This is a genomic window from Sphingobacterium psychroaquaticum (assembly GCF_004421025.1).
Classification (GTDB): Bacteria; Bacteroidota; Bacteroidia; order Sphingobacteriales; family Sphingobacteriaceae; genus Sphingobacterium; species Sphingobacterium psychroaquaticum.
Genome location: NZ_CP038029.1, coordinates 3,329,633 through 3,352,434, shown reverse-complemented (window position 1 = coordinate 3,352,434; position 22,802 = coordinate 3,329,633). Strand labels below are relative to the sequence as shown.

The following is a 22,802-nucleotide window of genomic DNA, read 5'->3' as shown; positions in this document are numbered from 1 at the left end:
TCATGAGTTTAGTAATTGTTGGTACCGTTGCTTTTGATGCGATCGAAACGCCGTTCGGAAAAACAGATAAAATTGTAGGTGGCGCAGCTACCTTTGCTGGTTTGGCAGCTTCTTATTTATACGATAACGTAAAGTTAGTCAGTGTAATTGGGGATGACTTTGGAGATGATAACTTAGATATTTTACGATCGAAAGGAATTGATGTAGAAGGAGTGGAGATCGTAGCGGGAGGAAAATCATTTTTCTGGTCTGGTAAATACCACAATGATATGAACAGCCGTGATACCTTGATCACCGAGTTGAACGTATTGGCGGATTTCGATCCTAAAGTTCCGGCATCGTACCAAGACTGTGAATATATTTTGTTGGGTAACTTGACACCACAGGTGCAAATGGATACCTTAGCGCGTTTAGACAATAAGCCTAAGTTGGTGGTTTTAGATACCATGAACTTCTGGATGGATGTTGCGTTGGAGGATTTGAAAGCTGTATTGAAGAAAGTTGATGTCTTGACAATTAATGATGCGGAAGCACGCCAGTTGTCGGGTGAGTATTCGTTAGTGAAGGCGGCGAAGGTAATTTTAGAAATGGGACCGCAATACCTGATCATTAAAAAAGGAGAGCACGGGGCATTGTTGTTTGGGGAAGGACAGATTTTCTCCGCACCAGCGCTACCATTAGCAGATGTGTTTGATCCAACAGGAGCAGGTGATACCTTTGCAGGTGGATTTATTGGTTACTTAGCGAAAGTGAAAACGATTAACTTTACCAATATGAAGAATGCCATTATCTACGGTTCTGCTTTAGCCTCGTTCTGTGTAGAAAAATTTGGTACAGAACAATTGCAAAGTTTAACAGCAACTGATATTCAAGCGCGCATAAAGCAATTTATAGCGTTGTCTAAATTTGAGATCAGCGAATAATAAAGAGGGCTGATCGCTTAGGCGAGTTTTCCGATAACGGTAAATTTCGCAAAGACGTGGTCAGCATGCGGCGCATCGGCAAGTTCATCGGTTAGGTCTTGACCTGCCCAATGTTCATAATGCTTGCCGTTTCGCCATAACCTGCTTAAGGAAACATCATAGATGAGTCCTTTATAGGATACCCATATTTCGGGTTTGTCTTGTCCATTGCGCAACGCTAGTTGCGATTTAGTGTAAGTAGGGCAGTCGTGTTCCACGGGCCAAACTTACCTAAATTTGGTTTTCCTTACAAATTCCCATTTTAGAACATAACAATCCTGGGCTACCTTTTGGATAGCATGGGTTTGTGTACTATAAGAGTTGACTAATACAGCGTCGGATTTCGCTGGCGTTAATATCCGAACTGATACGCGTTTAAAGTTTTTTTCATGGCTTTACGAGCCACATGTATTCTGGTCTTTACTGTTCCAATAGGAATGTTTAAATGATCCGAGATCTCATGGTACTTGTAGCCTTCGAAATACATCGTAAAAGGTATGTAATACTCTTCCGATAAGTTAGCTAACGCATGGTTAATGTCGTCCATCACAAAACGGTTTTCACCGACATTGCTCGTGGCAGACACGACAAGGTTAGCACTTGTAATTTCCTCTTCTTTTGTAATAAATGAATTGGTCTTAATGATCCGTCTGTAGTTGTTAATGAAGGTATTCTTCATGATGGTGTACAACCAGCCTTTAAGATTTGTTCCTTCCCTGAAGTTGGTAAAGTAGGTGACAGCCTTCAGCAGGGTGTCCTGTACCAAATCGTTCGCATCATCCTGGTCTCTAGTGAAATTTTTTGCATACGCCTTTAATGAATCTGACTGTTGGATTACTAAAGTATTGAATTCTGTCTTGTTCATACTAGATTGGATTTTAAAGTTTACAATGAGTTAAAAAAATTAATTACAATCTGTAATAAGGTTGTATTCACTTGTATGAAATACGGTTTCTGACAAAGAGTTATGCAAAGGGCGTGCTAAACTTTTTGATTTGACATTATTCTATATTAAAAAAATATTAACTATTCGTTACAGTTAATGCTTATTTAGGAAAACTACCTTTTATGCGCTTTGGGTGGCTCTTAAAAGGTAGTTTTTAACAATTGAAATTCACAAATGTGGAAAACTTTATAAAACGTTTACCTCGCGTTCGAGTCTAATACCAAATGTATCGTACACATCGTTCATTATTTTGGACGATGTGTCGTAAATTTCAGACCCACGTGCTTCCCCCAAGTTGGTGAGAACCAGTGCTTGATGTTTCCATGTAGCTACGTTACCATCGATTTTCCCCTTCCATCCACATTTTTCAATCATCCAGCCTGCCGCCAACTTTACATGTGTGTCGTCTACTATATAGGAAACAATCTCGGGGAACTCCTGTTTCAACTTATTGAAAATATTTATATCGATTATCGGGTTCTTAAAGAAGCTTCCGGCATTACCTATCGTGGAAGGATCGGGTAATTTTTCCACACGAATGTGCGAAACAACCTCGGCAATATCCCGTATGGTCGGATTGGTAATGTTACGTTTTGTTAACTCACTATTAATTGCGCCGTAGGAACTATTAATCTGGTGTTTCACCGCAAGTCGGTAGGTCACCGAGGTAATAATATATCGTCCTTTGTAGGTTGTCTTAAATATACTGTCGCGATACGTAAAATTACAGTCTGCATTTGTGAAGCTTGTGAAGGATCCGGTTTCAGTATCGAATGCTTGACAAGAATAAAAGACATCCATCAATTCGGTGCCGTAGGCGCCGATATTTTGAACCGGGGAGGCACCGACCGTTCCAGGTATAAGCGCCAAGTTTTCTATTCCGGCAAAATCGCGGTCTATGCAGTACCATACGAAGTCATTCCACACTTCACCTGCTTTGGCTGTAACATAAATATAATTTCCCTCAATGAAATGTGTAATTCCTTTATTTGCTATACGAATAATAAGACCATCATAATCCTGTGTGAATAGCACATTACTGCCTCCACCAAGGACAAAAAAAGGACTATTGGTGAAATGTCCTGCCGAGAAAAGTGAGGAAAGGCTGCTTTCGTCCTCAATGGATATAAACTGTTTGCAGCGGGCATCTACACCAAATGTGTTAAAAGGCTGTAAAGAAACGTCGTTTTGGATATGATTCATCATTTTATATTGACTAATCCTTTTAAAAATTCAAAAAAAGAACTAATTTTATAGTAAAGTGTAAAGATAGTATAAACGCTAGTTATATAGAGGAAAAAAGTATCATGCCCAAGAATGTTGATATCAAGAGAGCGAAAATTTTAGATGTTGCAAAGAAACGTTTTGCTCACTTTGGAATGGCGAAGACAACGATGGCTGAGATTGCCAAGGATCTATCCTTTTCGAAAGCTCTTTTGTATTATTATTTTCCAGATAAGCACAGCTTATATACGGCTGTGTTAGGTTATGTCATCAATGATATGATGGTTAAGGTAGATGCTTCATTATCGAAGTGTATTACGGTGGAGAAGGCAATGAATCACGCTATCGAGCTGCGTATGGAGATGTTGCGCGAGAACTACAACCTTTTTGAGTATTCCTCCTCCCTGTTTATGCAAAACCCTGGCGAGATGAGCAAGAGTGTAGGCCCGTACTTTGAGAAGATCAAAGAACAGGATAGTCGTATCATGGAAATCGGTGTTAAAAATGGCGAAATTGTTGTCGATGATCTCAATGAGACATCTGAATTAATGTCTTTTGCGTTGATGGGAATGCGTACAGGGGTGTTAAGTAAACAGGTAAACGACTGTCTTTTTCCTTCACCAGATGAGTTTGAGCTCATCTTGACCAAACAGAAAAAATTACTTCATATCTTCTTACGCGGGCTACGGCCGTAGCATATCTTGTTTTACTGATCTGAGATGGTTAGGCTCTAACCGCTTTCTCTTTCTGTAAGATGTCCGTTATAATTTGGCGGGCATGAATCCTTGAATTTTCAATAAACCAGAGGTGTGTATTTAGCCCGCCACAAACTACGCCAGCCAGGTATAGTCCAGGAACGTTTGTCTCCATCGTATTCACATTATGGGTCGGGATCATTGGCGCTTCCTGTGGTATCTCGATGCCGAGCTGGCGCAGAAAGTCAAAGTTTGGCCGGTATCCCGTTAGTGCCAATATGAAGTCGGCCGGTATTTGCTTTACACCTTCTTTGGTGTCGATTACGGTATATTGTGGAAGTATCTCCTTTATTTGACTCTCGAAATATACGTCGATCGAACCTTCTGCAATTCGATTTTCAATATCGGGTCTTACCCAATATTTTACCCGTGGACTAATTTCTGTGCCTCGAATTACTAAGGACACTTTAGCACCTTTCCGATACGTTTCTAGTGCGGCATCGATAGAAGAGTTGCTGGCGCCTACTACGATAACGCGTTGATTGGTGAAAAAATGAGGATCATTATAGTAGTGAAAAACGTGTGGTAGATCTTCTCCAGGAACACATAGGTGCATGGGGATGTCGTAAAACCCTGTTGCAACAATCACATATTTAGCGGTATAGGTGTTTTTTGTTGTTTTCACGTGGAATATCCCATCTTCTTGGTGCTGGCTTACCACCTCTTCAAACAAATGGGTGTTGAGTTCAAATTTTTGATCGATCCGTCGGTAGTATTCTAAAGCCTCCGCACGTTTCGGCTTTGGAAGAGTCGTGACAAAGGGTGTGTCGCCGATCTCTAAGCGTTCCGAAGAGGAAAAAAAAGTCATGTTAACCGGGTAGTGGTAAAGGGAATTTACCAGGGTACCCTTTTCTAGAATAATATGTGATAAACCTTTTTCCTGGGCGGCGATTCCACAGGCTAGGCCTATTGGACCACCTCCTATAATTAAAACATCAAAATGATTCTCCATGTCAGTTTCGTAATACGGGCACTAGTTCGTTTTCACCAGAAAGGGCGATCTCCTGTGTCACTTTATGTAAATCTCCTGATATTTTGCTCAAGAATTGTAATTGTTCTGTAATTAGATTGCTGTTTTCATCTTCAACCTCAGCCGCATCTTGTAACTCCGGAAAGATATTGTGCGTTGTAAAGTCGGCTTCGCCTTCATGTGGTAAGGTTGCGATTGCTTTTTCCAACTCATTTAATGTTTTGCGCAGCAGTTTAACGTGCTCCTTGTGGAAAGCCTCTTTCTCTGTTTGGTTGACCTGGCTGAGTAAATTAGCCGCATAGGAAGAGAAGATATGGCTTAATATAACAAATCTATTGACCTCTTTGGTATGCTTTTGTCTCCATTTAGGCTCTGTTAGCATACGCTGAAAAGTAGATCCCATATTGGCGGAAGCGATGTATACTTCTTTACGTGCTAGCTTGTAAGCGGTTACGGAGAGGTTTTGTCCGCTAAGCATTTGCAGAGCTTGCGCCATATAATTGTAGTTGGCTATCAAAAGAGAACGCATGTTGTTTCGGAACTGCGCACTCTCCCAATTTGGAAAAATAATATAGCTGGAAAGAAAGGCTATCATTCCCCCCAAGAAGGTGTCAAGAATACGCTCCTGCGCCATTTCAAAGGTATTCATGCCGTTAAAGCTGAGCATGATAAGTACGTATGGGGTCATAAAGAGAACCGCTACAATATAGTTGATGCGGAACATACTATAGGCCGTCAAGAAGAAGAAAATAAGCAGCACAAAGCGGATTGTTTCATCTTCTATAGTAAGCAAAATTACGGCTCCAATAATACCTCCCAGAACGGTGCCTATAAGGCGCTGGACATTTCGCTCTTTGGTGAGACCAAAACCAGGCTTAAGGATCACCATGATGGTGAGTAATGTCCAATAAACGCCGTTCGGATTAAAACCGACAAGGTTCAAGGTGAGGTAAGTGCCCGATAAAACAATAGCCATCCGGAGCGCATGTCGAAAGACTGATGATTCAAAGCTAAAGTTGCCTTTGAACTTTTTCCAGTCGATCTGGTCACGCGTCACAAACTGAGATGCAGAGTCAATTTCTTCTTTCGGGATCTCTGAAATTTTAGAAGCACCGTAGCTATATATATTATCCAAAAACTTGACAATCGTTCGGATGTTAATGATAATCTTCTTGAGCGGAATGGTATTGATATTTTCCTTTTCGAGTTTATCTACAGCTTCCTTTAGCAAAGCAATATCTTTTTCAAACGCATACAGCGGTTTCGGTATTTTATTGGCGTTAAGATCATACGCCATATTATCCATTTCATTGGTTATTTTCAGGAGGACATGTCTGAAGGAAGATAGGACCCCCGATTTTCCATATGCAGCCTTAATGGCATTGTAGTCATATTGGGTGGTCATACTCTGTTCAAAAAGATCCACTACATCGGAAAATACCAGGGTCAAAAAACGACCGATTTTCGTGGTATCTTTAATCGATCGTTTACTCTGAAAGAGAATGTCACGCACACTTTCTTGATGGGTATGCACTTCTACTTGCTTTTCGATGAGCTTTAAGTAGTTTTCATCAAAATCGGTTTTGGCGTCATAAAAATTTGCTTTCAGGCGAATATAATCTGCGACATACCGGATGGACTCCGATAGCTCTTGTTGGGCAATACGATACGGCCTTATTTGCATCAATGACATGCTGATCAGCATATACCAGGCACCGCCTGTCGCAATATAAACAAGGTACATCCACTTTTCATTCTCATTAATATCTCCGCGTATATTGATCAGCATCATTAAGATGGCCATCGAACCGACTGTCGCAGCTCGGGCATTGAATACAGCAAGCATGGAAAACAAAAAGCTCAGTACGGCAATACCTATGGTGGTAAGTGGGACAGAATGGTTGATATGTGAAATGATCAGGTAGGTGAACATACACAACATCGCTGTAGAAAGCATACCGAGTCGTCTATGTGACGGCGCGCCAGGCGTGTCTGATAAGCCGACAAGTAATGCACCGAGCGAGATTAAAGTGCCTATATGAAAATCACCTAAGTAAGCGCATACAATTACGGGCACGATACATCCGAACGTGATTTTTAATCCTTCTGAGAAATACTGGCTATAAAAGAAGTTGCTGATTTCCTTAGTCTTGTCCATAGAATGATCAAAAGCGCGTAAAAATAATGTGTAGAGAAATTTCTTTGCTCAAACATACAAAAAAAGCTGTTGAATAAACAATTGCCTTTCACTAATTGATGTAGGATACGTAGCTTTACAATTATTGAAAAGAACGACCATGTAAAGGAGTTTTATTTTGCTTATTTTTTAATAAAACACTGATTTTTATATATTTTTTTTATTTTAAAATTTGATTAGATGTAATAATTGCATACTTTAGTGCAATTTTGAGGAAATACTGTTACTTTATACATTTTCTTTTTATACTAAACCGGTTCATATTGTCAAAAAACTCGATGCCACTAACTCGATAGGCTATGGAGCTGTTTAAAGAAGATTAACAATACATTATGAAAATAAGTCAAAAACAATCTGTTTTCAATAACGAGGTCTTAACACGTTTTGATCTCTATAAGAGTTTGTTCCTGACGTTGCCCTTTCAACGGGTTCAACATACAGGGACTGTGTTGCCTTTTTTTACAACGCATTGTGAAAAGGGAATTGAAGAACACTTAACACCAGAAGCTATTATCGATAGTTTCTTTGGGCAGTATGAACAATATGTGCAGGAAGAAGATCGATTGGATTTTTTGTTCCGTATCGTGCAGTATATTGAACGTCAGGTTGTTTTGTTTGATGCGGTCGAGGATTCGGCTTTTCAGGCGATTGGTAAGAATGATGAAGCCGGACTTCTGCATTCGATGTTTCGCCGGGCACAAGAGAACCCCGAGATGAAAAAGAAAATCGTGGATAAACTACACGATTTCTCCGTTCGTTTGGTGCTTACAGCACACCCAACCCAGTTTTATCCAGGACCTGTTCTTTCGATTATCACAGACTTGATCGAAGCACTTAAACTGAATGATGTCTCGAATATTCAGTTGCTGTTGCAGCAATTGGGAAAAACACCCTTTATAAATAAGGAAAAACCAACACCTATTGATGAGGCGGCAAGCTTAGCTTGGTTCTTGGAAAATGTGTTTTATAAAGTAGCCTCCGAAATTCAATCGCAGATTGACAATGAGTTGGAAGTACCGATCGAGGGTGTCAAGCAGCTGATTGAACTTGGTTTCTGGCCGGGTGGTGATCGAGATGGAAATCCAAACGTAACGGCGGAAAGTACTAAAAAAGTAGCGGCGATGTTGCGCACCATACTTTTCCGTTGTTATTACCGAGACTTCCGCATCGTGAAACGTCGGATTACTTTCCGTGGTGTGGAGAAATATTTGGAGGTTTTACAGAATCTGTTCTATGAGAACTCGTTTAATCCGCAGGAGCGTCCGAATGATGAAACGGCAACAATTTTAGAGAACTTAAACGCAGTTAAAGATGTTCTAAATCAACACCACGATGGTTTGTTTGTGGAGTTAGTGGAAGATTTAATTCGTAAGGTGGTTACTTTTGGTTGTTATTTTACAACGCTGGATATCCGTCAGGATAGTAGTATTCTACGTAATACCTTTAACTACCTGGTGGAGCGTAATCCTGACCTGGGAATTGCAGTAGGAGATCTTGAAACGGAAGAAAACAAACAAAAAGCAATTACCTTGTCAGAAAAGGAACTTTCGTTCGGGGATGATGCCGATGCGTTGGTGGTAGACACCTTGTCGGTTATTGATTTGTTGAAGGATATTCAAAAATCGGGTAGTGAGCGTGCCGCACAACGCTTTATTATAAGCAATTGCCAACAAGCGTCCGATATTTTGGGACTTATGCAGTTGTTCTTATGGTCGGGCTGGAAGAAAGATGCGTTGACTATCGATTTTGTGCCATTATTTGAGACGGTTGATGACCTATCCCGTGCCGCGGATGTGATGCGTACGTTGTATGCACATAAAGAGTATGCTGCACATGTAAAGAGAAGAGGTAACAAACAGACGATCATGCTTGGTTTTTCCGATAGTACAAAGGATGGCGGATACCTGATGGCGAACTGGTCTATTTATAAAGCAAAAATTGAATTGACCGCGATTGCAAGGGAGTATGATGTGGACTTGATCTTCTTTGATGGTCGGGGAGGCCCTCCAGCACGTGGTGGTGGTAAAACGCAAAAATTCTATGCTTCTATGGGGAAAGAGATTGCGAACGAACATATTCAATTAACGATTCAAGGGCAGACAATCAGTAGCCAGTATGGTTCCTTGGAAACGGCGCAATATAATATTGAACAGCTTTTACAGGCGGGGATGATTTCAGAATTGCAGCAAAAGGAGGGAGATACACTAACCGCGAAACAAAAGTCTATTATTGATCAGATGGCACAAGAGAGTTATAATAAATTTATGTCTCTTCGTAAAAATCCATTGTTTCTGCCTTATCTGGAAACATTGAGTCCATTGAAGGAGCTTTCAGCCGTGAATATTAGTAGTCGTCCAGTGAAGCGAAATAATGGGAAAGAATTGCGTTTGGAAGATTTGCGGGCCATTAGTTTTGTGACCTCTTGGAGCCAGTTGAAACAAAATATACCTGGATTCTTTGGCGTAGGAACTGCATTGCGTTGGGCCGAGGAGAATAATCTATGGTCTTATGTCAAAAATCTATACGAAAGCTCGGGCATGTTTAAGACCATTATCGACAACTGTATGATGTCTATGACAAAGTCTAACTTTGACATTACAGCTTATATGCAATACGATGAGAAGTTCGGCGACTTTTGGTTGATGCTGCGGGAAGAGTATGAGCTGACGAAAGCCTATACATTGAAGCTTAGTAATTCCCAGGTATTGATGGAAGATTATCCAATCGATAGAGCTTCGATTCTGGCACGTGAGAAAATTGTACTTCCTTTGCTGATCATTCAACATTATGCTATTCGCACACTGTTAAACAATAATGTTTCGACCGAAAAAGAAGCCGCTTATAAAAAGCTTATCGGACGTACTATTTATGGTGTTGTAAATGCCGGAAGAAATCTAGCCTAAATGTATGGTGTAGATACAAATTTCTTCTGTGTATAACGTATTTATATTGTTTATAAGGGCAAATTTATCTAAGTTTGTCCTATTAATAAATAGATAAGAGATGAAATTAAATACTTTATTTGTTGCAGGTGTGTGTGCCAGTATGTTCTTTGCTTCTTGTAACCCAAAGACGGCACAGGAAAATCAACTGAAATATACGCATACTAGTTTAGCTGACGGTGATGCTTATCATTTTTTTCAAGTAGTAGGTGCAAAAGCGGCTTATGAGGCTGATTACGCAGCGGCGATCGAAAAGTCTGCTAGTGAAGCGCAGGTTAAGCAAGTTGCAGCAAAAGCTAAGGAAGTTTATGGTAGTATCTTACCTGTTTTAGATAGTCTAGCCGTGGTTAATCAAGTCGATTTTCCAATCAAAGGAGCTGCGAAATACGAGGCACCTGTAGCGGATACCACAGCGACACATGCAGTGGCGGCACATGGCGCGAGCGACTATGTAAAACATGTTCAACATGAATCGGCTATTATCAAAGAACAGTTTGAGCGGTTAAGCGTTAATACAAACGTAGGTTTGCGTGAATTTGCAAAAGCAAACGTAGAGAAGGTTGCCGAATTGTTTAAACTTGCGGGTGGCAAGGAACAAGCAGGTGGACATCACTAAGTCACGATATTTATAATAAATGAGAAAGGAATGTGAGAGAATCACATTCCTTTTTTGTTTATTATTTGACTTAATATTAAATTAATATTTGATTTACTATACTTGTGTATATTTTTTAGATCGATTATTTTAATTATAAAGATACATACGTGAGATACGGAGCTATAGATATCGGTTCCAATGCCGTTAGGTTATTGATTGCCGAAATAAACCAAGAAAAAAATCCTGTCAGCTTCAAGAAAGAAGCATTGATCCGTGTTCCATTGCGTCTAGGCGATGATGCTTTTATCCAGCACCATATCTCGGAGCCTAAGTTTGTCAATATGGTAAAGACAATGCAGGCATTTCGGAACCTGATGGATGTTTATCGGGTGACGAACTACATGGCCTGTGCAACGTCAGCGATGCGGGATGCCGATAATGGCCCGGAAATTGTCGCAGCCTGTCGTGAGGTAGGTATCGATATTCAGATTATTGGTGGAGCAGAAGAGGCTGAAATTATTTACAACAGCCATTTGCAAGATACGATGGATGCGAATAAGGTGTATTTGTACATTGATGTGGGTGGTGGTAGTACAGAGCTTTCACTTTTTGCAAACCAAGAGCTTGTCGCCTCTAAGTCGTTTAATTTGGGTACCATCCGTATTCTGGATAATCAAGATAAGCCGGAAACGTGGGAAGAAATGAAAACTTGGGTACGGGAGAGTACGCGGGGCTATAAAAATATATACGGTATCGGTACAGGCGGAAACATTAATAAATTGTCCCGTATAGCCAATGAAAAAGCGGATAAGCCGATGTCCTACGCAAAGCTGCGTGCGATTTATACTTATTTGAATGGATATTCCCTTAAAGATAGGATTCACGTGTTGGGGTTAAAACAAGATCGTGCAGATGTTATTATCCCTGCTGCGGAGATTTTCTTAACTATTATGAAGGTCGGACACTTGAAAAATATTACGGCACCACGCGTTGGTTTGGTGGATGGTATAATTCAGACTTTGATAGCGAGGGATTTAGGAAAATAATAGTGAAAAGGCAAAGATTTCTTTTCCAAATCTCATGAAAAAAACTATTTTTGTGCAACTCAAGCCCAGGTGGCGAAATTGGTAGACGCACCATCTTGAGGGGGTGGCGCTCGCATGGGCGTGGCAGTTCGAATCTGCTCCTGGGCACTTAAGGAGACGACTAGTTATAGTCGTCTCCTTTTTTATTAAATATACACCTGTTGTTTTCTTGTAGCTGGAAGTAGGGGGCACCTCTAGCTTAGCACAGTCCACCTTTCTATAATCCTCAAGTCCTCTTGTTTATTTGTTATTACTTGTTTTTCATTATCTGTAAGACCCATATTTAACGGAACGGGGGCTATAAGATGGATAGCCCAGCTTGCTTAACCTCTGGATTACACGTAAAGCCTGTTTTTTTGTGCGAGGGATTAATTTTTACGGCACAAAAAAAGTAATCATGTAAAAACAATAAATGGAAAAAATCTGTTAGATATAGTTGTCATCTATTATGAAGTATTTAAGCTGTAATAATTAAAACTAATTATTGGAATTATGAAACTGATATCAAAATTGTCAATTTATGTTGTTGTGTTTTTAGTGCATATTACAACGACCATGGCGCAACAAAGAGAAGATGTTATTTACCTAAGTGACGGTAGTCAAAAGAAGGGAAAGGTTGTTTCGATAGGTGATGAGGTTATTAAATTTTCGTACACCGGGGAGGAGGTACAATATGAGCTCAAAAAGCAAACGGTAAATAAGATTGTTTTTGCAAATGGCAGGGAAGAGTCTTTTGGGAACTCTTCTGCTGTAACTGGAATTACACCTTCTGTGGTGGCGAGCAACCAGCTTGCGGTTCTTCCTTTCGAGATCGTGAGTAACGATCAGGCATTGACCACTGATGCCATGCGTCGGGAAATTCAACAATCTTGTGTGGATGCGATTAAATCGCGTGGATTATCTTTTCAGATCCAAGATCCTAGAACAACGAATGCTATGTTAGCTAAATCAGGAATTCAGCTTTCGGATATAGCAAACCATGTTCCTGAAGAACTAGCGAAGTTACTAGGGGTGAGCTATGTTATAGTAGGTGCCTATGAAATTGAAAATAAAGGAACGTCCACGATTGGCTCTGGTGTCACAACATACAATGATAAAAAGCAAGAGGATCGAACGAAAGGTACCGCTGTTCGATCGAATAATACCTATACTTCGACTAACTACAATACAAAAGTGCTATTGTCAATCTATGATTCCAATGGCAGACAGCTGTTCTCCGATACACGAAAACCTTTTATGGGTGGACTGGATTCGTACAGTGGCGCATTAAAGACTTTAGCAAAACGTATTACCTTAAAATAAGGAGTAGGGGCTGGTTTGGAATGAATAGGGAATAGAACAAGAAAAGCGCTTGGATGGGATCCAAAGCGCTTTCTTTTTGTTTAATAATGTATAGTTTATAGTTTATTTGCGCGTGCTGTTATCTCGGCAATATCAAGAACTTGGATCTCCTGCTCTTTCTCCTTGATTTTTACGCCATCGCTTAACATGGTCATACAGAAAGGGCATGCTGCAGCTACGATTTCTGATTTTGATTCGATGACATCCTCGATACGTTCAATATTTACATCTTTATTTCCGGGTTCTGGTTCTTTAAACATCTGCGCACCACCGGCGCCACAACAAAGGCCATTGCTACGGCAACGTTTTAATTCAGATAGCTGAGCATCCAGCGACTCTAAAACCTTACGCGGTGCTTCATAGACTTCGTTCGCACGTCCCAAATAGCAAGGGTCATGGTAGGTAATCTTTTTACCTTTAAAAACATGGCCATCATCCGGACGTAGTTTTCCTTGATCAATAAGATCTTGGATAAGTTGTGTGTGGTGAATAACCTCAAAAGTTCCGCCCAGTTCCGGGTATTCATTTTTTAACGTGTTGAAGCAATGTGGACAAGCGGTAACGATTTTTTTTATCTCATAACCATTTAAGATTTCAATGTTCATCATGGCCTGCATCTGAAATAGAAACTCGTTACCTGCACGTTTTGCAGGATCTCCAGTGCAACTTTCTTCGGTTCCTAAAATCGCATAATTCAGACCGACATGATTTAAAATTTTACATATATCTTTCGTTATGCGTTGCGCCCGCTCGTCAAAACTTCCGGCACAGCCTACCCAGAATAATAAATCTGGAGTTTGACCTTTGGCCATCAATTCAGCAACAGTGGGTACGTGAAATGTATTTTCCATAGATATGTGTCTTAATTATTGGTTGGCCCAGTTTGCGCGGTCTGCTTGTGCATATTTCCACGGGGCACCGTTGTTTTCTAAATTACTGAACATGCCGTTGATGCTGCTTGGTGCTTGCGACTCCTCCATCACGGCGTACTGACGTAAGCCTATAATAATTTCCAGTGGATTGATATTGACTGGACATTGTTCAACACAAGCATTGCAGCTGGTACACGCCCAAATTTCCTCCCGAGTAATGTATGTGTCCAACAAGGATTTACCGTCGTCTTCAAAGCTTCCTTTTTGATCAATTTGTTTGCCCACTTCGGTAACCCTGTCCCGTGTATCCATCATAATCTTCCGCGGTGACAATAATTTACCCGTAATATTGGCCGGACAGCTTGCTGTACAGCGTCCACATTCGGTACACGTATAAGCATCAAGTAGATTTTTCCAGGTCAAGTCTTGCACATCTTTTACCCCAAAGCGTGTCACTTCACCAGACGGTGGTGGCAAACTTGGGTCCAACATGGCTTTTACTTCTGCTGTTACACTTTCGATATTGTTTAGTTTGCCTTTAGGAGTTAGGTTGGAGAAATACGTGTTCGGGAACGCTAAGATAATATGGAGGTGCTTTGATAGCGGCAGATAATTTAGAAATAAAAGAACACCAATAATGTGGAACCACCAACAAAAGCGTTCGACCATCACTAAACCATTTATGCTATCGGGTAATAGCCCGACCAAATATTGACTAACCGGAAATGCTCCCGCGGTATGATAACCGTCGGCACCTAATTGCTGGAGCTTACCGTCGGCAGCATTCATGGTTAGAAATGCTGCCATCAAGAGAATCTCCGTAATCAAGATGATATTTGCGTCCGTACGCGGCCATTTTAGTAGTTCTCGTCCGCCGAATCGATAAATATGTAATACGTTTCTACGAATGAAAAAGATAACACAGCTCACCAGTACAGCAAGCGCTAGCCATTCAAAGGCGTAAATCAAGAAATCATAAAAACCACCCATTACAGAAAGAACCCGATGGGTCCCAAATAAGCCATCGATGACGATTTCGAGCATCTCAATATTAATGATACAGAAACCAACGTAAACAAAAACGTGGAGGATCGCCGCTAGCGGCTTCTTGAACATTTTTTGCTGTCCTAAAGCGACCATGGCCATAATCCGAAATCGTTCACCTGGATTGTCCGTTCGCTGCGTAGCGCGGCCCAGTTTAATGTTTCTATATATTTTCTTCGCGTTACGTGCAAAAAAGACGATCGCAACGGCGAATAAAATAAAAAATATGAGTTGACTTATCATAACTAATATTTCAGGTTCAATTACAAATATAATTATACTAATCAATACTATGCATGCATAATGATTAATTTGGAAAGATTACAAATAATATTATGATTCAATAAGAAAGAGACGTAACCTCTCTGGTTAGAGAACGTATAAGCCGGTGTTTTGTTCTGAGAAATGAAAAACTAAACAGGAGGAGCGACCTCGCTGCGATTTGTTTGAGTAGATTGGTTGTCATTCGGTGGAAGAGGAGATGAATGGCGCCGAGGTAAAGTCTATACGAGGGATCCTCGCTTTGGGAAGTTATGACTATCTTGTATAGCGTATTTAAAACCAATCATGCGTCATACAAGATAGTCATTGCTTCATTTCTCTGGATTAAAAAGAAGAACGCCCTCTTTTTCGACGTTCTTACTGTTTTATTTTACCTGAAATATGGTAATACTTATCTCCCAAGAGAAGGACATGTTGTCTTTTCTCAAGTTGATAGCCAACATCTTTCTGGTAGTGCAGCGTTTCCTCTGTATCGTATAAAAGATTATCTATATTTCGGTCTATTCGAAAGGTAATAGGTTGTCCTTTATCGTTATAGGTTATTTCTACGAGCTTAAGATCCAATTTTGGGTTTGTGGAATGGTAGGTGACCCGTCGATCAACACTGTCTTTCTTTAGGTATCCCGCATAAGCCGGTTTGTTGATGTCCACGGTAAGAAAGCTTGCTAATTCATTTTCCCAATTATCAATCTTAATATCTTTTGTTTCCACAATACTATCCTTTTTAACCGTTTTAATGACTTCGGGTTTCTCCGCCGATAAACGAGCTATCTCTGTCGTAAAAAATGCCGGTATATCCAGCTGTTTGCTTGCAAAATGCTCCACTTGTGCGGTCTGCTCCGAACAGGCGAATACTAAAGCGGCCATGGTAATAACCATGGCTGCTTTACCTATTTTATAGGGTCGTTTATACCAATACATTCCCTGTCATTTCTGCCGGAATCGGTAAGCCCAACAAAGTAAGAACTGTAGGGGCAATATCGCCTAGCTTTCCATCTTTAATATGATTAAAGTGGTTGTCGATCAAAATACAAGGTACCAAGTTTGTGGTGTGTGCTGTATTTGGCGAGCCATCTTCATTCAGCATGAACTCTGAATTTCCATGGTCGGCAATAATAATAAATGAATAGCCAAGCGCGAGACCTGTGTCTACCACTTTTTTCGTGCAACGATCTACTGTTTCTACAGCTTTCACAACAGCCTCAAATACACCGGTGTGTCCTACCATATCTGGGTTTGCAAAGTTTAAGCAAATGAAATCTGGAGCATTGCTTTCCATATCTTGGCAGATGGCATCGGTGATACCCTGTGCACTCATCTCTGGTTGTAGATCATATGTAGCAACTTTTGGCGAAGGCACCAACAATCTGTTTTCTCCAGCAAATGCCGCTTCTTGACCGCCAGAGAAGAAGAAGGTTACATGCGGATATTTTTCTGTTTCCGCAATGCGAACCTGCGTTTTTCCTTGTGCACTTAGAACCTCACCTAAGGTATTGGTCAAATTATCTTTTTGGAAAACCACGTGCACGTTCTTGAACGTATCATCATACCCCGTCATCGTAACATAGTAGAGATCCAACGGTTTCATATCCTGCGCCGGAAACGCTTGTTGTGTTAATGCAATTGTAATTTCACGACCACGATCTGTTCGGAAATTGTAGCAGAAGACTACATCGCCAGGTTGGATACGTGTTAATGGTTCACCGCTTGCATCCGTCATTACAATAGGTTTGATGAACTCATCTGTAATGCCTTGATCGTATGATGCTTGTATTGATTTTTTTAAATCAGTTGAAGGAGTTCCGATGCCTTGGGTCAATAGATCGTATGTTTCCTTTACACGTTCCCATCTGTTATCGCGATCCATCGCATAGTAGCGACCGATGGCACTAGCGATTTTGCCATTAGAATTTTGTAAATGTTGCTCTAATTGCTCGATGTAACCCAAGCCACCGTTAGGGTCTGTATCGCGACCATCCATAAAAGCATGAATGAATACTTGGTTGTCGCCAAGGTTCGCCTTTTTTGTAGCATCGCATAACGCTTTTAAGTGATCGATATGCGCATGAACACCACCATCAGACAAGAGTCCGATAAAGTGTACATTTTTACCGTTTGCTTTTGCATAGTTAAATGCGTCCTGTATCACTGCATTGCTATCAAATTCACCCGCTTTGGCCGCTTTATTAATGCGTCCTAATTCTTGATATACGATCCGTCCCGCACCGAGGTTCATATGCCCAACTTCGGAGTTACCCATTTGTCCGGCCGGAAGGCCGACATCTTCTCCAGAAGCGGCTAGGGTAGAGTTTGGGTAGGTCGATAATAAATAATCTAAAAATGGGGTATCGGCAGCTTTTACTGCATTTGAACTATCGTCTTTGCCATATCCTAAACCATCTAAGATTAGGAGGGCTACTTTTTTGTTGTCTGAGTTATGCACACACAAACTTAACTAAATTTAGTTTTTTTTGCAATATCGTATATGTAGTTCTGGTAAACAAAATGCTTTATTCGAGGTGAATGGATGTGTTGGTAAGGCTGTGTATCCTAGTCTCTTTTTTTATAAAAAAAATAATGTAGATTTGGCTCACTACTTATTTGAGAAAACAGCGAGCACTTGGCATAGTTTTCGCACATATAAAGATATGATGCGGATAGACTATGGTGAGTTAGATTAAAAAATTAAATTGTAAATGAAAGTTGTAAAGTGTGTTGTTCTTTTGGTGCTGGTTTCGTTGACTAGTTTGTCTGCCAGTGCTAAAAATCCTTTTGATGACGTCGTGAATTCCATCTCCTCCGCCCTGAAAACAGGAACGTCAAAAGGAATAAGTGCAACGTTTATGAATAGTGTCTCCTTGTCCATCAAGCGAGACGAGCGTGTATATACACGGTTTCAGGCGGAGTTGTTGTTAGATGATTTTTTTCGTTCGAATAAAGTGTCTCAATTAAAGGAATTGCAACGGGCTAAAAGTTCGGCTAATTCTTTTGTCGTGTTCTCCTTGCGCACAAGTAGTTCGACGTATCGTGTTTTTGTAAAACTGGTGGAATCTAACAACGAATTTAAGGTATCAGAGCTGCGGATTGAGTAAATCGTGAACACACAAAAATTAACCTACGATTTTATTATAAAATTTTTTTTCTCCATCTTCGCTTAAATTAACACATAAAAGATGGCGGTTGAGATTGATAAACTGAGGAAGTTTGTAGCATTAGCACTGGAAGAAGATGTCAGAGAAGGAGATCATACTTCGCTGTCAACGATCGATCCCACAGCTATTGGAGAGGCGCAGTTGCTCGTTAAAGACGAGGGAATCTTGGCAGGCGTGGAAGTTGCACGTGCTATCTTTAATACGATAGATCCTGATCTTGTGTTGGATCTTCGTCACAAAGATGGTGATCATGTGGTGTTTGGCGCTATTGCTTTTTATGTTCACGGAAGTATACACAGTATACTTAAAGCCGAGCGTTTGGTTTTGAATGTGATGCAACGCATGTCTGGCATAGCGACGCGCACGGCGCTATATGCTGAAAAATTGGCTGGAACAAAGACCAAAGTTTTGGATACCCGTAAGACAACACCATTGTTGCGCTTTCTGGAAAAAGAAGCCGTTAAAATTGGTGGTGGTGAAAACCATCGGTTTGGCTTGTATGACATGATCCTCATCAAGGATAACCATGTCGACTATGCTGGTGGAATTACAAAAGCATTGCAAAGAGCACAGGCATATAAAGAGGAGAAAGCATTAACGATTCCGATTGAGATAGAGGTCCGTAATATGGAGGAACTTCGTGAAGTACTATCAAATACAAAAGTAGATCGTGTGATGCTGGATAATTTTACGCCAAATCAGGTGGCTGACGCGGTAGCGTTGGTCGATGGTCGTTTGGTAACGGAAGCATCAGGCGGTATTACATTGGATACGATACGTGATTATGCACTGGCAGGCGTGGATTATATTTCGGTAGGTGCTTTAACCCATTCTGTAAAAAGTTTGGATTTAAGTTTAAAGGCAAAATTAATTTAATTATATTTCCTAAATAACGTTTATCTCGTAAGGAGAGACACCGGTAAACTATTTCTTGATAGCCTTTATGTTGGGTATAGATGTTTTAGTTTTATCGCTGTTTAGGAAGCTTAAATAATATATGATTTCAGTTTATTTAGTAGGGATTGTGATACTGGCGTATTTGTTTGGCTCCATTCCCTCAGCAGTGTGGTTTGGAGGGGCTTTCTACGGCGTGGATGTACGGGAGTATGGAAGTGGAAATGCCGGAGCAACCAACACATTTAGAGTTCTAGGCAAAAAAGCTGGATCTATTGTTATGTTTGTTGATATCCTTAAAGGATGGACAGCAACAAATTTACCATACTTGTTGGATTCTACGATTGTTGGAATTCCCAGCTCTTCACAGTTTGTTAATTTTCAATTGGCGTTAGGAGTAATTGCGGTGCTGGGACATTTATTTCCCCTTTTTGCCGGATTTAGGGGAGGGAAAGGCGTTGCAACACTTTTCGGGATGGTGATTGCTATTCATCCGGAGGCTGCTTTATGCTGTGTAACTGTTTTTCTCATTACACTTCTGGTCACCCATTATGTGTCTTTGAGTTCAATTTTAGCCGGATTTACGTTCCCATTCAGTATTGCCTTTGTTTTTCATACGACCGTTCCTGCGGTGCTTTTGTATGGTATTGCTATATGCGCTTTGATCTTGGTCACGCACCAAAAGAATATAGAACGATTGCTCAAAGGGCATGAGTCTAAGATTTATTTGTTTAAGAAACAAAAACGTGATGTTTAGGCACAAGATTTGTGTCGATTACAACGCTAATATAAGAAGGTGTCTAGATGGGGTATTGTTATACGCGTTTTAGAAACCTGTTCAGGCAGAATAATAGTACGAAAGAGATGAAAATATTTACGATGAAATATACCGCAATGGCTTTACTGGGTTTGACCATTGCATCCTGTTCTACCGTGCCCCTATCGGGCCGCAAGCAATTGGCTTTGGTTAGTGATGATCAGATTCAAGAACAGGCAACCACGGCGTATAAAGAGTTTTTAGGTTCACCGAAAACGAAGGTAATAACAGGTACCTCTAATGCTGCATTGGTTAAAAAAGTGGGTAATAATATCGCTGCTGCGGTAAATAAATATTTGACTTCGCAAGGTATGGCTTCACAGTATAACTTTACTTGGGAGTTTAATTTGATTGAAAGCCCAGATGTAAATGCGTGGTGTATGCCGGGGGGGAAAGTAGCCGTTTATACAGGCATTTTACCTTTTACGGCAAATGAAGCGGGACTGGCGACGGTGATGGGGCATGAGATTGCGCACGCTATTGCACGCCATTCCATGGAGCAGATGTCTAATCAGTATGCGATGCAAATTGGTGCACAGGTACTGGGCGTAGCAACGGCAGGAAAAAGTTCTATTGTTCAAGGTTTAATAAATAATGCCTACGGTATAGGTGGGCAGTTGGCTATGCTTAAATATTCACGAAGCAATGAGTCTGAAGCGGATAAATTAGGACTGATCTTTATGGCGATGGCAGGCTACAATCCGGAAACGGCAGTTGGCTTTTGGGAGCGTATGGCATCTGCAAAAGCGGCTAGCGGGCAACCTGAGTTTTTAAGTACGCACCCAAGTGATGCTCGTCGTATTACTGATATTCAGCGCTTATTGCCTGAGGCACGCAAGTATTATAAGAAGTAGAGGGTAGTTCGTAGTTGGGAGCGTGTAGTTCGTAGATTGTAGGAAGTCTTGTTTGAACGAAATGAGTTTTGGATAATTTAGCGAAGGACGATAGAAGCCAGCATAAGGAATGCAGCCTTGATTTTTTATTTACTTTTTTATCAAGAAAAAAGTAAGAAAAATCCTCATCAAGAAAATAACTAAAAAAGGCACTATATAGTGCCTTTTCTAGTTTTAAAATATGTTTCGATCTGATCCAACGTAAACGCATTCAAACATTTATCAGCCGTTAAACCACCTTTACGCGCAACGTTGATGCCGTAGTTCATATCCAGAAGACCTTCCGTACGGTGTGCGTCTGGATTTATGGAAAGAATCACACCTTTTTCAAGTGCGTACTGATGCCAACGCCAGTCTAGGTCAAGGCGCAGCGGATTGGCATTGATCTCGATTACCACCTTATTAGCGGCACAAGCGTCAATAATTTTTTTGAAATCCAGCGGGTAACCACTTCTGCTGAGGAGTAAACGACCTGTAGGGTGACCTAAGATGGTGGTATAGGGATTTTCTATTGCTTTTAACAATCGTTCCGTTGCTTTCTCTTCGTCCATTTTTAGATTGCTGTGTACCGAAGCCACCACAAAATCAAATTGCCTTAATATTTCTTCTGGATAATCCAGCGAACCGTCAGATAGGATGTCCGACTCTATGCCCTTAAAAATACGGAAAGGTGCTAGCGATTGGTTGAGCTGATCGATCTCCTTCCATTGTTCGGCAAGCCGTTCAATGGATAAACCATTGGCATACACCGCTGTCCTGGAGTGGTCACATATTCCGAGATATTCAAGCTTTAATTCTTCTTTACAGTAGGAGGCCATTTGTGCTAGCGTGTGTACCCCATCACTGTATGTCGAGTGGTTATGCACCGTACCCTTGAGGTCCTCAAATGTAATCAGTGTAGGGAGTTTTCCTTCCTTAGCCCATTTTATCTCTGCTCCACCTTCACGTAATTCTGGTTCTATATAATCTAGACCTAGAGCGCTGTAGATTGCAGCTTCATTTTCCAAGGCTGGGAGTGGCGAAGCAAGCGATAGTAGCTGCTGTATATGCGCCTCACTGCCTGTTGTTTTGAGGAAGTCTAAAGCAAAGGAAGCATGTGTTGTTGCGATGATCTTGTAATGCAGGCCAACGGGATCTGTGTAAAGTAAAAAGCCCTCCTCCGAAGGTACAACGGTGTATTCTTCGAGTTGCTGTAGCTGATCTGCAAGATCGATGAGGGAGCTGGTTGTTAGAAATTCAAGCTGAGCAATTATCTCAGCCTTTCTTCTGAAATCTCCGGTAATAGCATGCTGTTCGCTCGGGAAATTTGTCGTTAATATCGACAAGAACGCAGCTGCCTGACGCGCTACTTTAGCATATAAAAACAAACCTTGGTTTGCATTGGCAAATTCAATGGATTTCTTAATGTCTTCCTGCGTTTTTAAACCAAAGCCTTTTGCCTCAATCAGTCGATTTTCATTGACCGCATAGAGTAGTTCACCAACAGATTCGATTTCTAAATCCTGCCAAATAACTTGTACTTTTTTTGGCCCCAGGCCTTTGATGCTTAACATATCGCGTACCCCTGCTGGAGTTTTGTCGATTAGCTGTTGCAGCTCCGGGAAAGTCCCGGTTTGTACAAATGCTTGGATTCGTTCCGCCGTCCCTTTGCCGATTCCTGGCTGTTCACTTAATTCTTCAAATGATGCCGTAGCAGCAGGAAAAGGTAGTTTATCTATCTTAAAGGATGCGGAAGCCATAGCTTTGGTCCTAAACGGGTTTTCATTGTGTAGCTCCATCAGTTGGCTACTTAGTTTAAAGGCTTTTGCTATGACTTTGTTATCCATAT

The 22,802-nt window shown here is 40.9% G+C and carries 20 protein-coding genes and 1 tRNA gene; 11 read left to right on the top strand and 10 right to left on the bottom strand.

Translation table 11 applies throughout. The annotated features are described in order from the left end of the window. Positions 1–2 precede the first annotated feature (2 nt). Entirely contained in the window at positions 3–923 is a 921-nt protein-coding gene (locus tag E2P86_RS13830; protein ID WP_085471149.1) for a PfkB family carbohydrate kinase, read from the top strand. Positions 924–940: 17 nt separating this feature from the next. Here the strand turns inward: E2P86_RS13830 and E2P86_RS13825 are convergent, their stop codons facing one another. The 3 genes from E2P86_RS13825 to murB form a co-directional block, all read right to left on the bottom strand. Then, entirely contained in the window at positions 941–1,180 is a 240-nt protein-coding gene (locus tag E2P86_RS13825; protein WP_134433561.1) for a cytochrome b5 domain-containing protein, read from the bottom strand. 134 nt (positions 1,181–1,314) lie between these two features. Continuing rightward, positions 1,315–1,827 carry an RNA polymerase sigma factor gene (locus E2P86_RS13820; RefSeq protein ID WP_085471147.1) on the bottom strand — a complete coding sequence of 171 codons (513 nt, stop codon included), beginning with the start codon at positions 1,825–1,827 and terminating at the stop codon, positions 1,315–1,317. A gap of 267 nt (positions 1,828–2,094) precedes the next feature. Then, on the bottom strand, positions 2,095–3,114 hold the full coding sequence (murB, locus tag E2P86_RS13815) for a UDP-N-acetylmuramate dehydrogenase (RefSeq protein WP_317042123.1): 1,020 nt from the start codon (positions 3,112–3,114) through the stop codon (positions 2,095–2,097). 101 nt (positions 3,115–3,215) lie between these two features. Here murB and E2P86_RS13810 point away from each other — a divergent pair, with 101 nt between their 5' ends. Beyond that, a complete protein-coding gene (locus E2P86_RS13810; protein ID WP_085471146.1) occupies positions 3,216–3,827 on the top strand; it encodes a TetR/AcrR family transcriptional regulator in 612 nt (203 codons plus the stop codon). 28 nt (positions 3,828–3,855) lie between these two features. Here the strand turns inward: E2P86_RS13810 and E2P86_RS13805 are convergent, their stop codons facing one another. After that, on the bottom strand, positions 3,856–4,839 hold the full coding sequence (locus E2P86_RS13805) for a YpdA family putative bacillithiol disulfide reductase (protein ID WP_134433560.1): 984 nt from the start codon (positions 4,837–4,839) through the stop codon (positions 3,856–3,858). Position 4,840: 1 nt separating this feature from the next. Next, on the bottom strand, positions 4,841–7,015 hold the full coding sequence (locus tag E2P86_RS13800; RefSeq protein WP_085471144.1) for an FUSC family protein: 2,175 nt from the start codon (positions 7,013–7,015) through the stop codon (positions 4,841–4,843). Between the two features lie 371 nt (positions 7,016–7,386). Here E2P86_RS13800 and E2P86_RS13795 point away from each other — a divergent pair, with 371 nt between their 5' ends. From E2P86_RS13795 to E2P86_RS13775, 5 genes are all read left to right on the top strand, one after another. After that, positions 7,387–9,957, top strand: a complete 2,571-nt coding sequence (locus E2P86_RS13795) for a phosphoenolpyruvate carboxylase (RefSeq protein ID WP_085471143.1) — start codon at positions 7,387–7,389, stop codon at positions 9,955–9,957. Between the two features lie 100 nt (positions 9,958–10,057). Further along, positions 10,058–10,612 (top strand): hypothetical protein, encoded by a 555-nt coding sequence (locus E2P86_RS13790; RefSeq protein WP_085471142.1) that lies wholly within the window; start codon positions 10,058–10,060, stop codon positions 10,610–10,612. A gap of 149 nt (positions 10,613–10,761) precedes the next feature. Then, positions 10,762–11,640 carry a Ppx/GppA phosphatase family protein gene (locus tag E2P86_RS13785; protein ID WP_085471141.1) on the top strand — a complete coding sequence of 293 codons (879 nt, stop codon included), beginning with the start codon at positions 10,762–10,764 and terminating at the stop codon, positions 11,638–11,640. A 63-nt stretch (positions 11,641–11,703) separates the two neighbouring features. Next, positions 11,704–11,787 (top strand) — tRNA-Leu (locus E2P86_RS13780). A 384-nt stretch (positions 11,788–12,171) separates the two neighbouring features. Then, positions 12,172–12,981, top strand: coding sequence for a hypothetical protein (locus E2P86_RS13775; protein ID WP_134433559.1), 810 nt, complete (start codon positions 12,172–12,174; stop codon positions 12,979–12,981). Positions 12,982–13,076: 95 nt separating this feature from the next. Here the strand turns inward: E2P86_RS13775 and E2P86_RS13770 are convergent, their stop codons facing one another. The 4 genes from E2P86_RS13770 to gpmI all read right to left on the bottom strand — a co-directional run bounded on the left by E2P86_RS13770 (position 13,077) and on the right by gpmI (position 17,661). After that, the gene (locus E2P86_RS13770) at positions 13,077–13,871 is read right to left on the bottom strand and encodes a (Fe-S)-binding protein (RefSeq protein WP_134433558.1); all 795 of its coding nucleotides are present in this window, start codon (positions 13,869–13,871) and stop codon (positions 13,077–13,079) included. Positions 13,872–13,886: 15 nt separating this feature from the next. Continuing rightward, positions 13,887–15,179 carry a 4Fe-4S dicluster domain-containing protein gene (locus E2P86_RS13765; RefSeq protein WP_134433557.1) on the bottom strand — a complete coding sequence of 431 codons (1,293 nt, stop codon included), beginning with the start codon at positions 15,177–15,179 and terminating at the stop codon, positions 13,887–13,889. A 396-nt stretch (positions 15,180–15,575) separates the two neighbouring features. Next, positions 15,576–16,139: a hypothetical protein gene (locus E2P86_RS13760; protein WP_134433556.1), complete on the bottom strand. Its 564-nt coding sequence runs from the start codon at positions 16,137–16,139 to the stop codon at positions 15,576–15,578. Further along, positions 16,126–17,661 (bottom strand): 2,3-bisphosphoglycerate-independent phosphoglycerate mutase, encoded by a 1,536-nt coding sequence (gene gpmI, locus E2P86_RS13755; protein WP_085471136.1) that lies wholly within the window; start codon positions 17,659–17,661, stop codon positions 16,126–16,128. The genes E2P86_RS13760 and gpmI overlap by 14 nt, the downstream gene beginning before the upstream one ends. A gap of 253 nt (positions 17,662–17,914) precedes the next feature. On the opposite strand from gpmI, the gene E2P86_RS13750 reads away from it, so the two are divergent. From E2P86_RS13750 to E2P86_RS13735, 4 genes are all read left to right on the top strand, one after another. Further along, complete coding sequence (locus E2P86_RS13750) at positions 17,915–18,310, top strand: DUF4783 domain-containing protein (protein ID WP_085471135.1); 396 nt, start codon at positions 17,915–17,917, stop codon at positions 18,308–18,310. Between the two features lie 81 nt (positions 18,311–18,391). Beyond that, positions 18,392–19,246, top strand: a complete 855-nt coding sequence (gene nadC, locus E2P86_RS13745; RefSeq protein ID WP_085471134.1) for a carboxylating nicotinate-nucleotide diphosphorylase — start codon at positions 18,392–18,394, stop codon at positions 19,244–19,246. Positions 19,247–19,367: 121 nt separating this feature from the next. Continuing rightward, positions 19,368–20,021, top strand: a complete 654-nt coding sequence (gene plsY, locus E2P86_RS13740) for a glycerol-3-phosphate 1-O-acyltransferase PlsY (RefSeq protein WP_134433555.1) — start codon at positions 19,368–19,370, stop codon at positions 20,019–20,021. Between the two features lie 122 nt (positions 20,022–20,143). Beyond that, positions 20,144–20,935 (top strand): M48 family metallopeptidase, encoded by a 792-nt coding sequence (locus E2P86_RS13735; protein WP_134434066.1) that lies wholly within the window; start codon positions 20,144–20,146, stop codon positions 20,933–20,935. A 191-nt stretch (positions 20,936–21,126) separates the two neighbouring features. Here E2P86_RS13735 and E2P86_RS13730 read toward each other — a convergent pair whose 3' ends face one another. Continuing rightward, a complete protein-coding gene (locus E2P86_RS13730; protein WP_134433554.1) occupies positions 21,127–22,800 on the bottom strand; it encodes a DNA polymerase/3'-5' exonuclease PolX in 1,674 nt (557 codons plus the stop codon). Between the last annotated feature and the right edge of the window lie 2 nt (positions 22,801–22,802).